Source organism: Pulveribacter sp. (assembly GCF_032079985.1).
In the GTDB taxonomy this organism is placed as follows: domain Bacteria; phylum Pseudomonadota; class Gammaproteobacteria; order Burkholderiales; family Burkholderiaceae_C; genus Melaminivora.
The window spans coordinates 932207-951791 of the sequence record NZ_DAMATK010000001.1; the positions used below are offsets into that span (position 1 = coordinate 932207).

Here is a 19585-nt window from a genome sequence, read left to right on the forward strand (position 1 = left end):
CGACTACGACGACCATGCTGCTCATCCCCGCCATCGACCTCAAGGACGGCCACTGCGTACGCCTCAAGCAAGGTGACATGGACCAATCCACCACCTTCGGCGAAGACCCGGCCGCCATGGCCCGCAAGTGGGCGGACGCCGGCGCACGCCGCCTGCACCTGGTGGACCTGAACGGCGCCTTCGCCGGCCAGCCCAAGAACAAGGCGGCCATCAAGTCCATCCTGGCCGAGGTGGGCGATGACATCCCCGTGCAGCTGGGCGGCGGCATCCGCGACCTGGACACCATCGAGCGCTACATCGACGCCGGTCTGTCCTACGTCATCATCGGCACGGCCGCGGTCAAGAACCCGGGCTTCCTGAAGGACGCCTGCACCGCCTTCGGCGGCCACATCATCGTCGGCCTGGACGCCAAGGACGGCAAGGTGGCCACCGACGGCTGGAGCAAGCTGACCGGCCACGAGGTGGTGGACCTGGCCAAGAAGTTCCAGGACTGGGGCGTGGAGTCCATCATCTACACCGACATCGGCCGCGACGGCATGCTCTCGGGCATCAACATCGAGGCCACCGTGCGCCTGGCCCAGGCCCTGACCATCCCCGTGATCGCCTCTGGCGGCCTGGCCGGCATGCAGGACATCGAGCGGCTGTGCGCCGTCGAGGACGAGGGCGTGGAGGGCGTGATCTGCGGGCGCGCCATCTATTCGGGCGACCTGGACTTCGCGGCCGCCCAGGCGCGCGCCGACGAGCTGGCTGCCTGACGCCCGCCGGCCCGGCACTGTCGGCCTGCGTCCATCTCTCTCCCACGAAATCTTTTTCTATGCTGGCCAAACGCATCATTCCCTGCCTCGACGTGACCGGCGGCCGTGTCGTCAAGGGCGTCAACTTCGTGGAGTTGCGCGACGCCGGCGACCCGGTGGAGATCGCCGCGCGCTACAACGAGCAGGGCGCGGACGAGCTCACCTTCCTGGACATCACCGCCACCAGCGACGGGCGCGACCTGATCCTGCCCATCATCGAGGCCGTGGCCAGCCAGGTCTTCATCCCGCTCACGGTGGGTGGCGGCGTGCGCACCGTGCAGGACGTGCGCCGGCTGCTCAACGCCGGGGCGGACAAGGTCAGCTTCAACTCCGCCGCCATTAGCGACCCGGATGTGATCGAGGCGGCGTCCGCCAAATACGGCGCGCAGTGCATCGTGGTGGCCATCGACGCCAAGCGCCGCCAGGGCGACGAGGTGGCCGCGCGCGGCGAGGGATGGGACGTGTACAGCCACGGCGGGCGCAAGAACACGGGGCTGGACGCCGTGCAGTGGGCCTCCGACATGGCGCGCCGCGGCGCCGGCGAGATCCTGCTGACCAGCATGGACCGCGACGGCACCAAGAGCGGCTTCGACCTGCAGCTGACGCGCGCCGTGAGCGACGCGGTCAGCGTGCCCGTCATCGCCTCGGGCGGCGTGGGCAACCTGGAGCACCTGGCCGACGGCGTGAGCATCGGCGGGGCCGATGCGGTGCTGGCCGCCAGCATCTTCCACTACGGCGAGTTCACCGTGCGCCAGGCCAAGGAGCACATGCGCGCCCGTGGCATTGCCGTGCGGCTGTGACTGGGTTTTTAGAAAAATCGGCCTCCAGCCCTTGCTGGACAAGCGCTGGCAGCTCTCTTTTTCATAGTATTACGGGCCTGAACACATGACCACCGAAGCCGCCGTGCCCTGGCTCGACCAGGTGCGCTGGGACGCCCAGGGCCTGGTGCCCGCCATCGCCCAGGAAGCCGCCACGGGCGACGTGCTGATGCTGGCCTGGATGGACCGCGAGGCGCTGCAAAAGACGGCCGAGCTGGGCCGCGCCGTGTACTTCAGCCGCTCGCGCGGCAAGCTGTGGTTCAAGGGCGAGGAGTCGGGCCACGTGCAGACGGTGCACGAGATCCGCCTGGATTGCGACGCCGACGTGGTGCTGCTGCGCGTCACGCAGCAGGGCCACGAACCCGGCATCGCCTGCCACACGGGGCGGCACAGCTGCTTCTTCAGTGTGCTCAAGGGCGGGCAGTGGCAGGCCGTCGATCCGGTCTTGAAAGACCCGGCTTCCATCTACAAGTAAGACTGACCTCATGCCCAGCAGCAACGACTCCCTGGCCCGCCTGGCCGCCATCATCGAAAGCCGCAAGCCCGCCAACGGCGGCGACGCCGGCACCAGCTACGTGGCGCGGCTGCTGCACAAGGGGCCGGACGCCTTCCTCAAGAAAATTGGCGAGGAGGCCACCGAGGTGGTCATGGCCGCCAAGGACGTGCAGCACGGTGCCGACCCGGCGCAGCTGGTCTACGAGGTGGCCGACTTGTGGTTCCACAGCATGGTGGCGCTGGCCCACTACGGCCTGCAGCCGGCCGACGTGATTGCCGAGCTGGAGCGCCGCGAGGGCACCAGCGGCATCGAGGAAAAGGCCCTGCGCAAGGCGCGCGCGCGCGAGCAGGAAGAACGTTCAGGAGGAAACACGCCATGAACCGCGACATCATCGACGTCGAGCCCAACCAGCGTGCCGACTCGCTCAAGGCCGTGGGCTGGGTCAGCTACCTGCTGCACCTGGTCGTCGCTCTGGGCGCCGTGCTGCCGGGCGCGCAGCCGGGCGCGGCGCTGCTGCTGGTGGCGCTGATCATCGACCTGGTCAAGAAGAGCGACGCCGAGGGCACCTGGCAGGCCAGCCATTTCTCCTGGCGCATCCGCACCGTGATCTGGGCCGGGGTGCTGTACATCGTCACGGCGCCGCTGTGGTTCCTGTTCTTCTTCCCGGGCTGGATTGCCTGGTGCCTGATTTCCCTGTGGTTCCTCTATCGCATCGTGCGTGGCATGGTCGCCATGAACAAAAGCGAGGCCATCCAAGCCTGACTCCCCATGACACACGATCCCCACTGCCTGTTTTGCAAGATCGTCGCCGGCGAGATTCCGGCCAAGAAGGCCTACGAGGACGAGCAAGTCCTGGTTTTCCACGACATCAGTCCCTGGGCGCCGGTGCACCTGCTGGTCGTGCCCAAGCAGCACATTCCCTCCATGGCCTCGGTCACGCCCGAGCACGCGCCCCTGCTGGGCCACATGATGACGCTGGCCCCCCGACTGGCGGCCGAGCACGGGTGCAACCCGTACCCGGAAGGCGGCTTTCGCCTGGTGATCAACACCGGTGAGGAGGGCGGGCAGGAAATCCACCACCTGCACATGCACGTCGTCGGCGGCCCGCGTCCCTGGAAAAAGGGGTAAGGCGCAGGTAGGGGATATGCGCCTGGTTGCCATGCCCGCCGTCTAGAATGGCTCGTATTCGTTAGGAGATTTCCATGGGTTCGTTTTCCATCTGGCACTGGCTGGTCGTGCTGCTGATCGTGGTGCTGGTCTTCGGCACCAAGAAACTCAAGAACATCGGCACCGACCTGGGCGGGGCCGTCAAGGGCTTCAAAGACGGCATGCGCGACGGCGCCACCGACGCTGACGGCAACAACGCCAACGCCAGCGCCGCCCATCCCCCCGTCGGCCAGGTGACGGGCACGCCCGCCGCACCCGAGCGCGACACCATCGACGTCGAAGCCCGCCGCAAGGGCTGAGCCGGACCGCTGCCCGACGCACCGCATGATCGACATCGGCCTGTCCAAGATGGCGCTGATTGGCGCCGTTGCGCTCATCGTCATCGGCCCGGAGAAGCTGCCGCGCGTGGCCCGTACGGTGGGCACGCTGCTGGGCAAGGCGCAGCGCTACGTGGCCGACGTGAAGGCCGAGGTCAACCGCTCCATGGAGCTCGATGAGCTGCGCAAGATGAAGGACAGCGTGGAAAGTGCCGCGCGCGACGTCGAGCAGAGCATCCACGCCGGTGCCAGCGACCTGCAAAAGGGCCTGGACGACACCGTGGCCGGCCTTGAGTCCGCCGCCGATGGCGGCAGGAGCGACGCGGCCGGCTCAGGGTTCGAATCCGCCAGCACCATCGTCCCCGCCTACAGCCACCCCGGCAAGAACTGGCGCCTCAAGCGCGGCGCCGTGCCGCGCTGGTACAAGGCCCGCGCGGGTGTGCGCACGCACGTGCAGTCCGGCGCGGCGCGGGTGGCGCGTTTTCGGCCCAAGAAATTCCATTGACCGCCTGAACTGCCTGTTGTTCTGACGGCGCCCGCCGGCGCGTGCGGCTCGCCTGCGCACACACCGGGCAGCCGCCGCCACGCCTATGTCCCAACCAACGAATTCCGAAGACGAACTGGCCGGCACCGAGCAGCCTTTCGTCGCGCACCTGATGGAGCTGCGCGACCGGCTCATGCGCGCCATCATCGCCGTGGGCATCGTCGCCGCCGTGCTGTTCTTCTGGCCCGGGCCAGGCCGGCTGTACGACCTGCTGGCCGCGCCGCTGGTGGCGCACCTGCCGCAGGGCGCGACCATGATCGCCACCTCGGTCATCTCGCCCTTCATGGTGCCCCTGAAGATATTGCTGCTGGCGGCCTTCCTGGTGGCGCTGCCCGTCGTGCTGTACCAGGTATGGGCCTTTGTCGCGCCCGGGCTGTATTCCCATGAGAAGCGCCTGGTGCTGCCGCTGGTCATCTCCAGCACGGTGCTGTTCTTCCTGGGCGTGGCGTTCTGCTACTTCTTCGTCTTCGGCCAGGTGTTTGCCTTCATCCAGAGCTTTGCGCCCAAGAGCATCACCGCCGCGCCGGACATCGAGGCCTATCTCGGCTTCGTCATGACCATGTTCCTGGCCTTCGGCCTGGCCTTCGAGGTGCCGATCGCCGTGGTGGTGCTGGCCCGCCTGGAGGTGGTGACGGTGGAAAAGCTCAAGAGCTTCCGCGGCTACTTCGTTGTCGCGGCTTTCATCATCGCCGCCATCGTCACGCCGCCGGACGTGGTCTCGCAGCTGGCTCTGGCCATTCCCATGTGTCTGCTGTACGAGCTGGGCATCTGGGCCGCGCGGCTGTTCATCCGCCACACCAAGGCGCCCGAGGACGCACCCGACCGGGCGACCTGATTCCCTGCTTTCCAGCTCGGATATAAAAAGAGCTGCCAGCGCTTGTGCACCAAGCGCTGGCAGCTCTTTTTTTGATAGCTACATGGCCTGCCTAGCGGCGGCGCTGCTGCTGGCGCGGGCGGGTGCCGGCGGTCACGGCGATCTCCAGCCGCGTGTCACCGCGCTGCACTTCGAAGGGCGAGGCCTCGCCGGGCTTGAGCGCGGCCACGGCGGTCAGCAGCTGCGGCACATTGCGGATGGCCTTGCCGGACACGCTCAGGATCACGTCGCCCGGGCGCATGCCGGCCTGCGCGGCCGGGCCGGCCTGCAGCACGCCGGTGATGATCACGCCCTCGGTGGCATGCACGCCGAAGGTCTGCGCCAGCTCGGGCGACAGCTCGCCCGGCTCCACGCCGATCCAGCCGCGCGTCACCTGGCCGTCGCGCACGATGCCGTCCAGCACCAGCTTGGCGGTGGACACGGGAATGGCAAAGCCGATGCCCATGCTGCCGCCCGAGCGCGAGTAGATGGCGGTGTTGATGCCCATCAGGTTGCCGTTCACGTCCACCAGCGCGCCGCCGGAGTTGCCGGGGTTGATGGCCGCGTCGGTCTGGATGAAGTTCTCGAAGGTGTTGATGCCCAGCTGGCTGCGACCCAGCGCCGAGACGATGCCGCTGGTCACCGTCTGGCCCACGCCGAAGGGGTTGCCGATGGCCAGCACCTGGTCGCCCACGGCCGCCTGGTCGGAGTCGCCCAGCACGATGACGGGCAGCTTGTCCAGCTCCACCTTGAGCACGGCCAGATCCGTCTCCGGGTCGGTGCCGATCACGGTGGCGCTGGCGCGGCGGCTGTCGGTGAGCGTCACCTCGATCTCGTCGGCGCCCTCGACCACGTGGTTGTTGGTCAGGATGTAGCCGTCCGGGCTGATGATCACGCCGCTGCCCAGGCCCATCTGCGCCTGCGTGCCCTGATCGCCGAAGAAGAACTGGAACCACGGGTCGTTGCTGCGCGGATGGCGCACCGCCTTGCTGGTGTTGATGCTGACCACCGCTGGCGCCGCCTTGCGCGCCGCGGCGCTGAAGCTGCCCGCGGCCGGCTGGGCCCCGGGCGTGGCCGGCGCCTCGATCAGCGAGATGCCGGCGGGCGTGGTGGTCATGCCGCCGCGCAGCCACGACGGCTGCAGCGTGGCGACGACGAAATACGCGGCAACGAGTACCGTCACGGCCTGGGAAAACAGCAACCAGTAGCGCTTCATGGCAAGGGGAGGGTGTGGGCTGGCAAAGGCTTCGATTGTCGCGCCAATGCAGTGCGCCCACAGCGGGCGATGGCGGCAAGGATGGCGGCACAATCAACAGGCATGAGCATTGACAGAGACGATCTCCTGGGCCGCTTCGACGAGCTGCTGCAGCCGCAGCGTTTCAAGGACTACGGCCCCAACGGGTTGCAGGTGGAGGGCAAGCCCACCATCGGCCGCATCGTCAGCGGCGTGACGGCCAGCCGAGCGCTGATCGACGCGGCCATTGAACTGAAGGCCGACGCCGTCTTCGTGCACCACGGCCTGTTCTGGCGCGGCATGGACGGGCGCATCACCGGCTGGTTGAAGCAGCGCATCCAGCGCCTGCTGGCCCACGACATCAACCTCTTCGCCTACCACCTGCCGCTGGACGCGCATTCCGAGCTGGGCAACAACGCCCAGCTGGGCACGCGCCTGGGCTGGCAGGCCGACGCGCACTTCGGCGAGCAGGAGCTGGGCTTTGTGGCGCCCTGCGACGTCAGCAGCGCCCAGGCTCTGGCCGGCCACGTGCAGCAGGTGCTGGGACGCACGGTGACGCTGGTGGCGCCGGGCGGCGCGCCGCGCCCCATCCGCCGCGTGGCCTGGTGCACGGGCGGCGCCCAGGGCTTCTTCGAGGGCGCCATCGCTGCCGGGGCGGATGCCTTCATCACCGGCGAAATCTCCGAACCCCAGGCCCACCTGGCGCGCGAGACCGGCGTGGCCTTCATCGCCGCCGGCCACCATGCCACCGAGCGCTACGGCGCCCCGGCCGTGGCCGGGCACGTCGCCGCCGAGCTGGGCTTGGACCACCAGTTCATCGATATCGACAACCCGGCCTGAGCCTGGATACTATTATTTTCATAGCTACTAGCGCTTGTCGGGTGGGCGCTGGAGGCTGATTTCATTGGAAGACCGACGCCATGCATTCCACGCTGCCACTGGCCATCACGCAGGGCGACCCGGCCGGCATTGGTCCCGAGATCGTCGCCAAGGCGTTTCGCGACGCGCCCGACGTGCTGCAGGGCTGCTTCGTTGTGGGCGACGCCCCCACACTGGCGCGGGCCGCGGCCATCACCGCGCAGCTGGGCCGGCCGGAGCTGGCCGTGCAGCGCATCGCCCGCCTGCAGGATCTGACGCAGCTGCCACCGCAGGCGCTGCCGGTATGGCAACTGCCAGGCCTGGGCAGCCCGCCGCCCTTCGGCGCCGTCAGCGCCGAGGCCGGCCGTGCGGCGGCCGACTGCGTGGTCTGGGCGGCGCGCGCCGCGTTGGCCGGCGAGGTGGCGGGCCTGGTCACCGCGCCGCTGCACAAGGAGGCGCTGGCCGCCGCCGGCGTGCCCTTTCCCGGCCATACCGAGCTGCTGCAGGCCGAGGCCGCGCGCCACGCTGGCGTGTCCGTGGCGCAGATGCCGGTGCGCATGATGCTGGCCAGCGACGAGCTGCGCACGGTGCTGGTCAGCATCCACGTGGCGCTGCGCGAGGCCATCGAGGCCGTCACGCAGGACGGCGTGCTGCAGACCCTGCGCATCACCCACGCCGCGCTCGCGCGCAGCCTGGGCCGCGCGCCGCGCATCGGCGTGGCCGGGCTGAACCCGCACGCGGGCGAGGGCGGCCTGTTCGGGCGCGAGGAGATCGAAACCATCGCCCCGGCCATCGCCACCGCCCGGGCCGAGGGCATCGACGCGCACGGCCCCTATGCGCCCGACACGGTCTTCATGCGCGCCCGCCATACCGCCGCACGTCCGGGCGAGTTCGACGTGGTGCTGGCCATGTACCACGACCAGGGTCTGATTCCGGTCAAGTACCTGGGCGTGGACAAGGGGGTGAACGTGACGCTGGGCCTGCCGCTGGTTCGCACCAGCCCGGACCACGGCACGGCGTTCGACATCGCCGGCAGCGGCGCCGCCGACCCGGCCAGCCTCATCGAGGCCGTGCGCATGGCCCGCGCCCTGGCGCACGGCTGAGCGCCCATGAAAAAGCCCGCCGGGCGGCGGACGGGCATGCGGCTGCGTGGCACACCTGCCAACCTGTGCGGTATTGATTTCTCATCATCCGCCATGGCGCGTGTGGTGTGAAACCGGCGCACCCCAAGCCCGTGCAGGGGCCGCCCCGCAGCGCCTCAGGAGGAGGTCTTTTTCAGGCTATCGCGAATCTCGCGCAGCAGCTGGATGTCCTCCGGGGTCGCAGCCGGCTCCTCCACCTTCTTTTCATGCTCGCGCTTCAGGCGGTTGATCTGCTTGACCATGACAAAGATGATGAAGGCCAGGATGAAGAAATTCAGGCTGATGGTCAGGAAATGCCCATAGGCAAAGACCGGAACGCCCGCCTTGCGGACGGCCTCCAGCGTGTGCGGTACGTCTGCAGGCACGCGCGCCAGCGGGATGAACAGGTTGGAAAAATCCAGCTTGCCGAACACCAGGCCTACCACGGGCATGATCAGGTCGTTCACCACCGAATCCACGATCTTGCCGAAGGCACCACCGATGATCACGCCGACGGCCAGATCGATCACGTTGCCCTTGACCGCGAATTCTTTGAATTCTTGTGCGATACCCATTTGCCAATCCTTTGTCCTGGATGAAAGACCCGAAGTATTGTCCAAGCCACTGCGCTCGCGCATCTGGGGGGAACCTTTTTCGCTCCGCTACAATTTGCAGTTGACCTTTTATAACGATGCATACCGAGGATCCCCATGAGTGATACTCCGATCGACTCCAGCAAACGGACGTGGCTCATCGCGTCCGGCTGCGCTGGCGCGGCGGGCGGCGTGGCAGTAGCCGTCCCCTTTGTGAGCACGTTCCAGCCGTCCGAGCGGGCCAAGGCGGCCGGCGCTGCGGTCGAGGTGGATATCTCCGGGCTCAAGGCCGGCGAGAAGATCACGGTGGAGTGGCGCGGCAAGCCGGTGTGGATCGTCAAGCGCACGCCCGAGCAGCTGGCCGAGCTGCCCAAGCTGGACGGGCAGCTGGCCGATCCCCAGTCCAAGCGCAACCCCGCGGAGCTGACGCCCGAGTACGCCCGCAACGAGCACCGCTCCATCAAGCCCGAGATCCTCGTGGCCGTGGGTATCTGCACCCATCTGGGCTGCTCGCCGGTGGACAAGTTCACGACCGGGCCCCAGCCCTCGCTGCCCGACGACTGGCACGGCGGCTTTCTGTGCCCGTGCCACGGCTCCACCTTCGACCTCGCCGGCCGCGTGTTCAAGAACAAGCCCGCGCCGGACAATCTGGAGGTGCCGCCGCACATGTACCTGTCGGACACCCGCCTTTTGATCGGCGAAGACAAGAAGGCCTGAGGGGACTGACACATGGCTGCTTACCGCGAATTCAAGGAAGTCTCGCCCAACGCCTCGGCCGGCGCGAAGACCATGAACTGGCTGGAGAACCGTTTTCCTACGGCCTTCGACGCCTACAAGGTTCACATGTCGGAGTACTACGCTCCGAAGAACTTCAACTTCTGGTACATCTTCGGCTCGCTGGCCCTCCTGGTGCTGGTGATCCAGATCGTCACCGGCATCTTCCTGGTGATGCACTACAAGCCCGACGCCGCCAAGGCCTTCGAGTCGGTTGAGTACATCATGCGCGACGTGCCCTGGGGCTGGCTGATCCGCTACATGCACTCCACGGGTGCCTCGGCGTTCTTCGTGGTGGTCTATCTGCACATGTTCCGCGGCCTGCTGTACGGCAGCTACCGCAAGCCGCGCGAGTTGGTCTGGATCTTCGGCTGCGCCATCTTCCTGGCGCTGATGGCCGAGGCCTTCATGGGCTACCTGCTGCCCTGGGGCCAGATGTCCTACTGGGGCGCACAGGTGATCGTGAACCTGTTCTCGGCCATTCCCTTCATCGGCCCTGACCTGGCCCTGCTGATCCGCGGCGACTACGTGGTGGGCGACGCCACGCTGAACCGCTTCTTCAGCTTCCACGTCATCGCCGTGCCGCTGGTGCTGTTGGGCCTGGTGGTGGCGCACCTCTTGGCGCTGCACGACGTGGGCTCCAACAACCCTGACGGCATCGAGATCAAGGGTCCGGGCAAGGCGGTGGACGACAAGGGCCATCCGCTGGACGGCATCCCTTTCCATCCCTACTACACGGTGCACGACATCTTTGGCGTGTGCGTGTTCCTGTTCATCTTCTCGGCCATCGTCTTCTTTGCGCCCGAGTTCGGCGGCTACTTCCTGGAGTACAACAACTTCATCCCGGCCGATCCACTGAAGACGCCCGCGCACATCGCGCCCGTGTGGTACTTCACGCCCTTCTATTCAATGCTGCGCGCCATCACGAGCGAGATGATGTATGCGCTGATCGCCTGCGTGGTTCTGGGTGCCGGCTTTGGCGTCCTGAAGGCACGACTGCCGGGCATCATGAAGGGCATCGTCGTGGTGGCCGCCGTTGTCGCCATTGCCCTGATGCTGGCCATTGATGCCAAGTTCTGGGGCGTGGTGGTCATGGGTGGTGCCGTGGTGATCCTGTTCTTCCTGCCTTGGCTGGACCACAGCCCGGCGCGCTCCATCCGCTACCGTCCCGACTGGCACAAGTGGATGTACGCGGTGTTCGTGATCAACTTCGTCATCCTGGCCTACCTGGGCGTGCAGCCGCCGTCGCCGATCGGCGAGCGCGTCTCTCAAGTGGGCACGCTGTTTTACTTTGGCTTCTTCCTGCTCATGCCCTGGTGGAGCCAGCTGGGCACGCCCAAGCCCGTGCCCGAGCGCGTGACCTTTGCCGCCCACTGAGCCGAGCTGGAGAACACCAACATGAAGAAGATCATTTTTGCGCTGCTCACCGCAGTGGGCCTGGTTGCCGGCGCGCATGCCGCTGGCGGCGGCATTGCATGGGACAAGGCGCCCGTCAACACCAGCGACACCGCCTCGCTGCAAAACGGCGCCAAGCTGTTCGTCAACTACTGCCTGAACTGCCACTCTGCCGCCTTCATGCGCTTCAACCGCCTGAAGGACATCGGCCTGAGCGACGAGCAGATCAAGGACAACCTGCTGTTCACCACCACCAAGGTGGGCGACACCATGAAGGCGGCCATCGATCCGCTGCAGGCCAAGGCCTGGTTCGGCGCCAACCCGCCCGATCTGACGGTGATCGCGCGCTCGCGTGCCGGCTCGGGTGGTACGGGCGCCGACTACCTCTACACTTTCCTGCGCACCTTCTACCGCGACCCGGCGACCGGCACGGGCTGGAACAACCTGGCCTTCCCCAGCGTCGGCATGCCGCACGTGCTGTGGCAGCTGCAGGGCGATCGTCGTCCGGTGTTCGAAGAGCGCACCGTTCACGGCGCGACCGAGCACATCTTCAAAGGCTGGGAGCAGGTTTCCAGCGGCACCATGACGCCCCTGCAGTACGACCAGGCCGTGGGCGACCTGGTGAATTACATCCAGTGGATGGGGGAGCCGGCGCAGAACACCCGTGTGCGCGTGGGCGTCTGGGTACTGGCCTTCTTGGGGGTGTTCACGCTGATCGCCTGGAGGCTGAACGCCGCCTTCTGGAAAGACGTCAAGTAATTTCCGTTTTTTACAGGGCCCGGTCCGCGTGCGCGAGTACGCTGCCGGGCTGCATGCCAGAGTGGGCGCCTGAGCGCCCACTCTTTTTGATTTTCAGGAGCCGCCTACCATGATGGTGCTTTACTCGGGCACGACCTGCCCTTTCTCCCATCGCTGCCGTTTCGTTCTGTTCGAAAAGGGCATGGACTTCGAGATCCGGGACGTGGACCTGTATAACAAGCCCGAGGACATCAGCGTGATGAACCCCTACGGCCAGGTGCCCATCCTGGTCGAGCGCGACCTCATCCTGTACGAGTCCAACATCATCAACGAGTACATCGACGAGCGCTTCCCGCATCCGCAGTTGATGCCGGGCGATCCCATCGACCGCGCCCGCGTGCGGCTGTTCCTGCTCAACTTCGAGAAGGAACTGTTCGTGCACGTCAACACGCTAGAGTCGCGCGCCACCAAGGGCAATGAGAAGGCGCTGGAAAAGGCCCGCGCCCACATCCGCGATCGCCTCACGCAGCTGGCTCCGGTGTTCCTGAAGAACAAGTACATGCTGGGCGAGGGCTTCTCCATGCTGGACGTGGCCATCGCTCCGTTGCTGTGGCGCCTGGATTACTACGGCATCGAGCTGTCCAAGAACGCTGCGCCACTGCTCAAGTATGCCGAGCGCATCTTCTCGCGCCCGGCCTACATCGAAGCGCTGACGCCCTCCGAGAAGGTGATGCGCAAGTAAGTACCAGGCACTGCGGGCGCCGCGGCGCCCACTCTCAAAGCACGATGATGAACGACGACGCTGCCGCACCGACCTTGCCCTCCACGCGGCCCTACCTGATCCGCGCCCTGCACGAATGGTGCACGGACAACGGTTTCACACCCTACCTCGTGGTGCGGGTGAACGAATCGGTCCGCGTGCCGCGTGAGTACGTGAACAACGGCGAGATCGTGCTCAACGTCAGCCACGACGCCACCAGCGCGCTGCAGCTGGGCAACGATTTCATCGAGTTCAAGGCGCGATTTGGCGGCAAGCCGCACGAGATCATCGTGCCGGTGCGTCGCGTCATCGCCATCTATTCGCGCGAGAACGGCCAGGGCATGGCTTTCCCGCTGGAGGACGAGCCCGAGGTGCAGCCTGGAGCGTCCCTGGCCGCGGCCGAACCTGTACGGCCAGCAGGAGCGGCAACGCTGCAACCCGTGGAGGCCAGCGGCGGCGAACAAACTCCCGAGGACGGGCCGCGCCCGCCCTCCGGCGGCGGACCGCGCCCGTCACTCAAGCGCGTCAAGTAACTCGGCATCAAGCCGCCTTCGGGCGGCTACAATGCGCGCTTTGCCGGTTTAGCTCAGTTGGTAGAGCACCCGCCTTGTAAGCGGTAGGTCGTCAGTTCGAATCCGACAACCGGCACCATCTTTCACGTCTCCTCGCGCCAGTCCCGGCGGCCCTGCGGCTCAGCCCTGGATCTTCAGGCGGATGGAGTTCACCTCCCACCCCCGACTGCGCAGATGCGCCTGGAACGCAGGCAGCAGTTGCCGCGTCTTGGCAGCCGCGGCGTTGCTCTTGACCAGCAGGCACCAGCAGTCGCCCTCGATGGGGCCGGCCTGCAGGGCAGGGCGCAGCAGGGGGGGCACCAGGGCCTCGATGGCCTTCAGGCGCTGGCTGGATTCCTGTGTGAGCGCGGCCAGGCGCGCCAGGGTCGGAGATTCCTGGCTGGCTTGCTGGACGGTAATGGGGTGGTGGCGACGGTTCATGGCGGGCGGGCATTATCACGGATGGTGTGTGTCTCGCATGGCTGCCAGCGGCGCGGACCGTGCCGGAGACGCAAAGGTAGAATGTTCCGTTTTGCTGCCCGTCACAGATCCGGGCTGGCAGCCCCTTCCAGAACACCCTACCTATCCTAGGACACGGGTCGCCCTGGCGCCTCTTCCTCCGGCGTGCAGCGCGGTCCTGCTCGCATGGCCACCAACTTCCTCACCAAGATATTCGGCAGCCGCAACGACCGGCTGCTCAAGCAGTACCGCAAGACCGTTGCGCGCATCAACGCCATGGAGCCGGAGTACGAAGGCTTCAGTGACGAGGCGCTGCGCGGCAAGACCCAGGAGTTCAAGGACCGCATCGCCAAGGGCGAGGCCCTGGATGCGCTGCTGCCGGAGGCGTTTGCCGTCGTGCGCGAGGCCTCCAAGCGCGTCATGAAGATGCGTCACTTCGACGTGCAGATGCTGGGCGGCATGGCCCTGCACTACGGCAAGATCGCCGAGATGCGCACGGGCGAGGGCAAGACCCTCACAGCCACGCTGCCGGTGTACTTGAATGCGCTGTCGGGCAAGGGTGTGCACGTGGTCACGGTGAACGACTACCTGGCCAGCCGCGACGCGCAGTGGATGGGGCGGCTGTACAACTTCCTGGGCCTGTCGGTGGGCATCAACCTGCCTCAGATGCCGCGCGAGGAAAAGCAGGCAGCCTACGCCAGCGACATCACCTACGGCACCAACAACGAGTACGGCTTCGACTACCTGCGCGACAACATGGTCTACGACGCGCGCGAACGCGTGCAGCGCGGGCTGAACTACGCCATCGTCGACGAGGTGGACTCCATCCTGATCGACGAGGCGCGCACGCCGCTCATCATCAGCGGCCAGGCCGACGACCACACGGCCATGTACGTGGCCATCAACAAGATCGTGCCCCTGCTCACCCGCCAGGAGGGCGAGGCCGACCCCCGCACCGGCGAGGGCGTGACCAAGCCGGGCGATTTCACGGTGGACGAGAAGACCCACCAGGTCTTTTTGACCGAGCAGGGCCACGAGAACGCCGAGCGCATCCTGGCCAGCGCCGGTCTGATCGCCGAGGGCGCGACGTTGTATGACCCGGCCAACATCGCACTGGTGCATCACCTGTATGCCGCACTGCGCGCCCAGCATCTGTACCACCGTGACCAGCACTACGTGGTGCAAAACGGCGAGATCGTCATCGTGGACGAATTCACCGGCCGCCTGATGGCCGGGCGCCGCTGGAGCGAGGGCCTGCACCAGGCGGTGGAGGCCAAGGAGGGCGTGAACATCCAGGCCGAGAACCAGACGCTCGCCTCCATCACCTTCCAGAACTATTTCCGTCTGTACGCCAAGCTTGCCGGCATGACCGGCACGGCCGATACCGAGGCCTATGAGTTCCAGGAGATCTACGGTCTGGAGACCGTGGTCATTCCGCCCAACCGCCCCAGTCGCCGCGATGATCAGCTGGACCGCGTGTACAAGACCACGCGTGAGAAGTACGACGCCGCCATCGCCGACATCCGCGAGTGCTACGAACGCGGCCAGCCAGTGCTGGTGGGCACCAGCTCCATCGAGAACTCGGAAATCATCGCGCAGCTGCTGACCCAGGCCAACCTGCCGCACCAGGTGCTCAATGCCAAGCAACACGCACGCGAGGCCGACATCGTCGCCCAGGCCGGCCGCCCGGGCATGATCACCATCGCCACCAACATGGCGGGCCGCGGCACCGATATCGTGCTGGGCGGCAACGTCGAGAAGGCGGTGGCGGCGCTGGAAGAAGACGAGTCCCTCAGCCCCGAACAGCGCGCCGCCCGTGCCGAGGAGCTGCGCCGCGAGTGGAAGGTCGAGAACGAGAAGGTCTCCGCCCTGGGAGGTCTGCGCATCATCGCCACCGAGCGGCACGAGTCGCGTCGCATTGACAACCAGCTGCGCGGCCGCTCCGGCCGTCAGGGCGACCCGGGCTCCTCTCGCTTTTACCTGAGCCTGGACGACCAGCTCATGCGCATCTTCGCCGGCGATCGCGTCAAGGCCATCATGGACCGCCTGAAGATGCCCGACGGCGAGGCCATCGAGGCCGGCATCGTCACGCGCAGCATCGAGTCGGCCCAGCGCAAGGTGGAGGCGCGCAACTTCGACATCCGCAAGCAGCTGCTGGAGTACGACGACGTCGCCAACGACCAGCGCAAGGTCATCTACCAGCAGCGCAACGAGATCCTGGACGCGCCCCAGCTGGCCACCCTGATCGAGGGCATGCGCGACGACTGCATGGCCGACCTGGTGCATCAGTTCGTACCGCCCGAGTCGGTGGAGGAACAGTGGGACCTGCCGGCCCTGGAGAAGGCGCTGGCGACCGACTGGCAGATCGAGCTGCCGCTGCAGCAGCTGGTCGAGGGCTCGGAGGCCATCACCGACGAGGACATCCTGGAGATGGTGCAAAAGGCCGCCCGCGAAGCCTTCAATGCCAAGGTCAGCCAGGTCGGCGAAGAGAATTTCACCCAGTTCGAGCGCATGGTGCTGCTGCAGAGCTTCGACACCAACTGGCGCGACCACCTCTCCGCGCTGGACTACCTGCGCCAGGGCATCCACCTGCGTGGCTATGCGCAAAAGCAACCCAAGCAGGAGTACAAGCGCGAGGCCTTCGAGCTGTTCCGCCAGCTGATCGACCAGGTCAAGAACGAAGTCACCCGCGTCATGATGACGGTGCAGGTGCAGTCGCCCAGCCAGCTGGACGAGGCCGCACAGGCCCTCGAGCAGCGCGGCGAAGGCAGCATTGCCAACGTGACCTACACCGCTCCCGGTGAGGACGGCAATCCGCAGTCCCAGGACGGCGCAGCGGAGGCTGGTGACGATGGCCAGGCGCTGGCGCTGCCCGGCGTACGCGTCGGCCGCAACGACCCCTGCCCCTGCGGCAGCGGCAAGAAGTACAAGCAGTGCCACGGCAAGTTGAACTAGACATTCGGAGCAACCCCCTGAGCGACTTCGTCGCTTCCCCCTTCTCTTGAATGGCTGCGCCATTCGGGAAGGGGGACGACACCAGCGCGGCGGGGCGGCCCTTGCGCGGTGTCTGCTGGCATTGGGGCGCGCCGTTCATAGCGCCTGGTGTTCCTATTTGCCCTCTCAAGAAAGACGATCTATGCCCGTGAATCTCTCCGCTCCCGTGGCCCAGGACCTGCACCCCATTGACGGCGTGCGCATCGGCGTGGCCGAGGCCGGCGTGCGCAAGGTCGGGCGCAAGGACCTGACCGTCTTCCTGCTCGATGAGGGCGCCACGGTGGCCGGGGTGTTTACGCAAAACCGCTTTTGCGCCGCGCCGGTGCAGGTCTGCCGCGAGCACCTGGACGGCGGCCAGGCCATCCGCGCCATGGTGGTCAACACCGGCAATGCCAACGCCGGCACCGGCGCCGATGGCTTGGCGCGTGCCCGCGCCACCTGCCAGGCACTGGCTGATCACCTAGGCCTGCAGCCGTCGCAGGTGCTGCCGTTTTCCACCGGCGTGATCATGGAGCCGCTGCCGGTCGAGCGTATCCAGGCCGGCCTGCCCGCGGCACTGGCCGATGCGCAGCAGGAGCACTGGGCGCGTGCGGCCGAGGGCATCATGACGACCGACACGATCCCGAAGGCCTTCAGCACGCAGCTGCAGATCGGCGGCGTCACGGTATCAGTCACCGGGATCTCCAAGGGCGCGGGCATGATCCGACCCAACATGGCCACCATGCTGGGCTTCCTGGCCACGGACGCCTGCATCGCTCCGGCACTCATGCGCCAGCTGGTGCGCGAGCTGGCCGACCAGTCCTTCAACCGCATCACCATCGACGGCGACACCAGCACCAACGACTCGTTCGTGCTCCTTGCCACGCACAAGGCGCAGCACGCGCCCATCACCTCGCTGGACAGCGCCGAGGGCAGCGCATTGAAGGCCGCGCTGCTGCAGGTGTCGCAGCAGCTGGCCCAGGCCATCGTGCGCGACGGCGAGGGCGCGACCAAGTTCATCACCGTGCGCGTGGAAGGTGGCAAGACAGGCGAGGAGTGCCGCCAGGTAGCCTACGCCATCGCGCATTCGCCGCTGGTCAAGACGGCCTTCTTCGCCAGCGACCCGAACCTGGGCCGCATTCTGGCGGCCGTGGGCTACGCCGGCATCGCCGATCTGGACCAGACGCTGATCGATCTGTACCTGGACGACGTGCACGTGGCCGTGCAGGGTGGGCGCAACCCGGCCTACCGCGAGGAAGACGGTCAGCGCGTGATGAAGCAAAGCGAGATCACGGTGCGCGTGGTGCTGGGCCGTGGCGATGCAGCGGACACCGTGTGGACCTGCGACCTGAGCCACGACTACGTGACCATCAACGCCGACTACCGCTCCTGATACCCCGCCGGGCAGGCTATTGAACTATTGTTTTGATAGCTGCTCGCGCTTGCTGGATAAGGCTTAGAGGCCAAAATGAGTGAGAAACTGGATCGTTTGCTGCTGCGTGCCGAGCAGCTGATTTCCCGCATCGAAGCCGTGCTGCCCCAGCCTCTGGCCGCGCCGGACTGGTCTGCTGCCATTGCCTGGCGCTACCGCCGCCGCAGCGGTGGCCAGGGCCAGCTGGTCCCGGTGCGACAGGTGGCAGCCATCGCCCTGCAGGACCTGCAGGAGATCGACGCGCAAAAGGACAAGATCCGCCGCAACACCGAGCAGTTCGTGCAGGGCCGCACGGCCAACAATGTGCTGCTGACGGGCGCGCGCGGCACTGGCAAGTCGTCGCTGATCCGCGCCTGCCTGCAGGCCTATGCGGCGCAGGGGCTGCGCCTGATCGAGGTGGACAAGAGCGACCTGACGGACCTGCCCGACATCGTGGAGGTCGTCGCCGGCCGGCCCGAGAAGTTCATCATCTACTGCGACGACCTGAGCTTCGAAGAAGGCGAGGGCGGTTACAAGGCGCTCAAATCTATCCTGGACGGATCCGTGGCCGCGGCCACGCCCAACGTGCTGATCTACGCCACCAGCAATCGCCGCCACCTGCTGCCCGAGCAGATGAAGGACAACCTCAGCTACACCACGGCGGCGGATGGCGAGATCCACCCCGGCGAGGTGGTGGAGGAAAAGATCTCCCTGTCCGAGCGCTTCGGCCTGTGGGTCAGCTTCTACCCCTTCAGCCAACACGAATACCTGACCATCGTCGCCCAGTGGCTGTCCGCTCTCGGTGTGCCGGCGGCGGACATCGAGGCGGCGCGGCCCGAGGCGCTGGTCTGGGCGCTGGAGCGCGGCTCGCGCAGCGGGCGCGTGGCGCACCAGTTCGCTCGCGATTACGCCGGACGGCTGCACCAGGCGTGACGGTGGCCGAGGTGCCCTCCCGCGAGCGCGTCGAGGTGGCCGTTGGCATCCTGCTGCGCGGCGACGACGCCTTCCTGCTGGGCTCGCGGCCGGCGGGCAAGCCCTATGCCGGCTACTGGGAGTTCCCGGGCGGCAAGGTCGAGCCGGGTGAAACCGTCGAGCAGGCGCTGCGCCGCGAGCTGCAGGAGGAGCTTGGCGTGGACGTGCAGCAGATCGAGCGGTGGCAGGTATCTGAGCATGACTACCCGCATGCCCTGGTGCGGCTGCACTGGTGCAAGGTTCGCAGCTGGCAGGGCGAGTTCGAAATGCGTGAAGGCCAGGCGGTCAGCTGGCAGACTTTTCCCCTGACCGTTGCGCCCGTGCTACCGGGCTCTTACCCCGTGCTCGATCTGCTGGCGCAGGAGCGCGGGACCACCTTCGAGCGCGGCTAGGGACCGCCGCGCCGGTGCGTCGCCTCATCGCGCAGGCGGCGCCTGAAGTGTGCCGGAATTGCCGGCAAGCCTTTAAGGGGCGATTTCATCGTCTTTTGCCCGATAAAAACTTACATATGCCTGACTGTTTACTGTTCAGGACGGGTTTCCACGATCTTCTTACGTCTGTCTGACAAAACGACTTTCCCTGACGCTAATTTGTTCAGGGTTTTCTCGTCTTGGGAGTTGATGTGGGTCACGTTAAATTGATTTCGCGCCATGAATCGTCGGTGGCGTTAGTTCTCGTGAGCAGTGATGCACTTGGACAGGTGTCAGTTTAATTCCTGATGTCAGCGGGCTTGCCCCCAAAGTCGCCTCACCGTTTC

General features: G+C 66.5%; 23 protein-coding genes and 1 tRNA gene. 21 read left to right on the forward strand and 3 right to left on the reverse strand.

Annotated elements, in window-relative coordinates; translation table 11 throughout:
* Window positions 1–14: 14 nt before the first annotated feature.
* The 9 genes from hisA to tatC all read left to right on the forward strand — a co-directional run bounded on the left by hisA (window position 15) and on the right by tatC (window position 4971).
* Window positions 15–755 (forward strand): 1-(5-phosphoribosyl)-5-[(5-phosphoribosylamino)methylideneamino]imidazole-4-carboxamide isomerase, encoded by a 741-nt coding sequence (hisA, locus tag RT282_RS04305; protein ID WP_312304842.1) that lies wholly within the window; start codon window positions 15–17, stop codon window positions 753–755.
* 59 nt (window positions 756–814) lie between these two features.
* A complete protein-coding gene (gene hisF, locus RT282_RS04310; protein WP_313312039.1) occupies window positions 815–1594 on the forward strand; it encodes an imidazole glycerol phosphate synthase subunit HisF in 780 nt (259 codons plus the stop codon).
* Between the two features lie 103 nt (window positions 1595–1697).
* Entirely contained in the window at window positions 1698–2087 is a 390-nt protein-coding gene (gene hisI / locus RT282_RS04315; protein WP_312304864.1) for a phosphoribosyl-AMP cyclohydrolase, read from the forward strand.
* Between the two features lie 10 nt (window positions 2088–2097).
* Window positions 2098–2487: a phosphoribosyl-ATP diphosphatase gene (locus RT282_RS04320; protein WP_313312041.1), complete on the forward strand. Its 390-nt coding sequence runs from the start codon at window positions 2098–2100 to the stop codon at window positions 2485–2487.
* Window positions 2484–2870, forward strand: coding sequence for a hypothetical protein (locus tag RT282_RS04325; protein ID WP_312304834.1), 387 nt, complete (start codon window positions 2484–2486; stop codon window positions 2868–2870). The genes RT282_RS04320 and RT282_RS04325 overlap by 4 nt, the downstream gene beginning before the upstream one ends.
* A 6-nt stretch (window positions 2871–2876) precedes the next feature.
* On the forward strand, window positions 2877–3236 hold the full coding sequence (locus RT282_RS04330; protein WP_312304831.1) for a histidine triad nucleotide-binding protein: 360 nt from the start codon (window positions 2877–2879) through the stop codon (window positions 3234–3236).
* 74 nt (window positions 3237–3310) lie between these two features.
* Window positions 3311–3574: a Sec-independent protein translocase subunit TatA gene (gene tatA, locus RT282_RS04335; protein ID WP_312304828.1), complete on the forward strand. Its 264-nt coding sequence runs from the start codon at window positions 3311–3313 to the stop codon at window positions 3572–3574.
* Between the two features lie 25 nt (window positions 3575–3599).
* Complete coding sequence (gene tatB / locus RT282_RS04340) at window positions 3600–4097, forward strand: Sec-independent protein translocase protein TatB (protein WP_313312044.1); 498 nt, start codon at window positions 3600–3602, stop codon at window positions 4095–4097.
* 85 nt (window positions 4098–4182) lie between these two features.
* A complete protein-coding gene (gene tatC, locus RT282_RS04345; RefSeq protein ID WP_312304822.1) occupies window positions 4183–4971 on the forward strand; it encodes a twin-arginine translocase subunit TatC in 789 nt (262 codons plus the stop codon).
* A gap of 91 nt (window positions 4972–5062) precedes the next feature.
* On the opposite strand, the gene RT282_RS04350 is transcribed toward tatC, so the two are convergent.
* Window positions 5063–6205 (reverse strand): Do family serine endopeptidase, encoded by a 1143-nt coding sequence (locus tag RT282_RS04350; protein ID WP_312304820.1) that lies wholly within the window; start codon window positions 6203–6205, stop codon window positions 5063–5065.
* A 102-nt stretch (window positions 6206–6307) separates the two neighbouring features.
* Here RT282_RS04350 and RT282_RS04355 point away from each other — a divergent pair, with 102 nt between their 5' ends.
* Window positions 6308–7063, forward strand: coding sequence for a Nif3-like dinuclear metal center hexameric protein (locus RT282_RS04355; protein ID WP_312304817.1), 756 nt, complete (start codon window positions 6308–6310; stop codon window positions 7061–7063).
* A gap of 80 nt (window positions 7064–7143) precedes the next feature.
* Window positions 7144–8184 (forward strand): 4-hydroxythreonine-4-phosphate dehydrogenase PdxA, encoded by a 1041-nt coding sequence (gene pdxA, locus RT282_RS04360; protein WP_312757603.1) that lies wholly within the window; start codon window positions 7144–7146, stop codon window positions 8182–8184.
* Window positions 8185–8339: 155 nt separating this feature from the next.
* On the opposite strand, the gene mscL is transcribed toward pdxA, so the two are convergent.
* On the reverse strand, window positions 8340–8777 hold the full coding sequence (mscL, locus tag RT282_RS04365; RefSeq protein ID WP_313312047.1) for a large conductance mechanosensitive channel protein MscL: 438 nt from the start codon (window positions 8775–8777) through the stop codon (window positions 8340–8342).
* Window positions 8778–8912: 135 nt separating this feature from the next.
* On the opposite strand from mscL, the gene petA reads away from it, so the two are divergent.
* The 6 genes from petA to RT282_RS04395 all read left to right on the forward strand — a co-directional run bounded on the left by petA (window position 8913) and on the right by RT282_RS04395 (window position 13113).
* Complete coding sequence (gene petA, locus RT282_RS04370; RefSeq protein ID WP_312304812.1) at window positions 8913–9512, forward strand: ubiquinol-cytochrome c reductase iron-sulfur subunit; 600 nt, start codon at window positions 8913–8915, stop codon at window positions 9510–9512.
* Window positions 9513–9524: 12 nt separating this feature from the next.
* Window positions 9525–10946: a cytochrome bc complex cytochrome b subunit gene (locus RT282_RS04375; protein WP_312757608.1), complete on the forward strand. Its 1422-nt coding sequence runs from the start codon at window positions 9525–9527 to the stop codon at window positions 10944–10946.
* A gap of 21 nt (window positions 10947–10967) precedes the next feature.
* Window positions 10968–11723, forward strand: a complete 756-nt coding sequence (locus tag RT282_RS04380; RefSeq protein WP_313312049.1) for a cytochrome c1 — start codon at window positions 10968–10970, stop codon at window positions 11721–11723.
* 109 nt (window positions 11724–11832) lie between these two features.
* Complete coding sequence (locus RT282_RS04385; RefSeq protein ID WP_312304805.1) at window positions 11833–12444, forward strand: glutathione S-transferase N-terminal domain-containing protein; 612 nt, start codon at window positions 11833–11835, stop codon at window positions 12442–12444.
* Between the two features lie 44 nt (window positions 12445–12488).
* The gene (locus RT282_RS04390; protein WP_313312051.1) at window positions 12489–12995 is read left to right on the forward strand and encodes a ClpXP protease specificity-enhancing factor; all 507 of its coding nucleotides are present in this window, start codon (window positions 12489–12491) and stop codon (window positions 12993–12995) included.
* Between the two features lie 42 nt (window positions 12996–13037).
* A tRNA-Thr gene (locus RT282_RS04395) sits at window positions 13038–13113 on the forward strand.
* A 41-nt stretch (window positions 13114–13154) separates the two neighbouring features.
* Here RT282_RS04395 and RT282_RS04400 read toward each other — a convergent pair.
* Window positions 13155–13454: a hypothetical protein gene (locus RT282_RS04400; protein WP_312304802.1), complete on the reverse strand. Its 300-nt coding sequence runs from the start codon at window positions 13452–13454 to the stop codon at window positions 13155–13157.
* A gap of 204 nt (window positions 13455–13658) precedes the next feature.
* On the opposite strand from RT282_RS04400, the gene secA reads away from it, so the two are divergent.
* From secA to RT282_RS04420, 4 genes are all read left to right on the forward strand, one after another.
* Window positions 13659–16427: a preprotein translocase subunit SecA gene (gene secA / locus RT282_RS04405; RefSeq protein ID WP_313312052.1), complete on the forward strand. Its 2769-nt coding sequence runs from the start codon at window positions 13659–13661 to the stop codon at window positions 16425–16427.
* Between the two features lie 181 nt (window positions 16428–16608).
* Window positions 16609–17838: a bifunctional glutamate N-acetyltransferase/amino-acid acetyltransferase ArgJ gene (gene argJ / locus RT282_RS04410; protein ID WP_313312053.1), complete on the forward strand. Its 1230-nt coding sequence runs from the start codon at window positions 16609–16611 to the stop codon at window positions 17836–17838.
* A gap of 75 nt (window positions 17839–17913) precedes the next feature.
* Window positions 17914–18789 carry an ATP-binding protein gene (locus tag RT282_RS04415; protein ID WP_313312054.1) on the forward strand — a complete coding sequence of 292 codons (876 nt, stop codon included), beginning with the start codon at window positions 17914–17916 and terminating at the stop codon, window positions 18787–18789.
* Window positions 18786–19220, forward strand: coding sequence for an NUDIX domain-containing protein (locus RT282_RS04420; RefSeq protein WP_312304794.1), 435 nt, complete (start codon window positions 18786–18788; stop codon window positions 19218–19220). Before RT282_RS04415 ends, RT282_RS04420 begins: the two co-directional genes overlap by 4 nt.
* Window positions 19221–19585 lie beyond the last annotated feature (365 nt).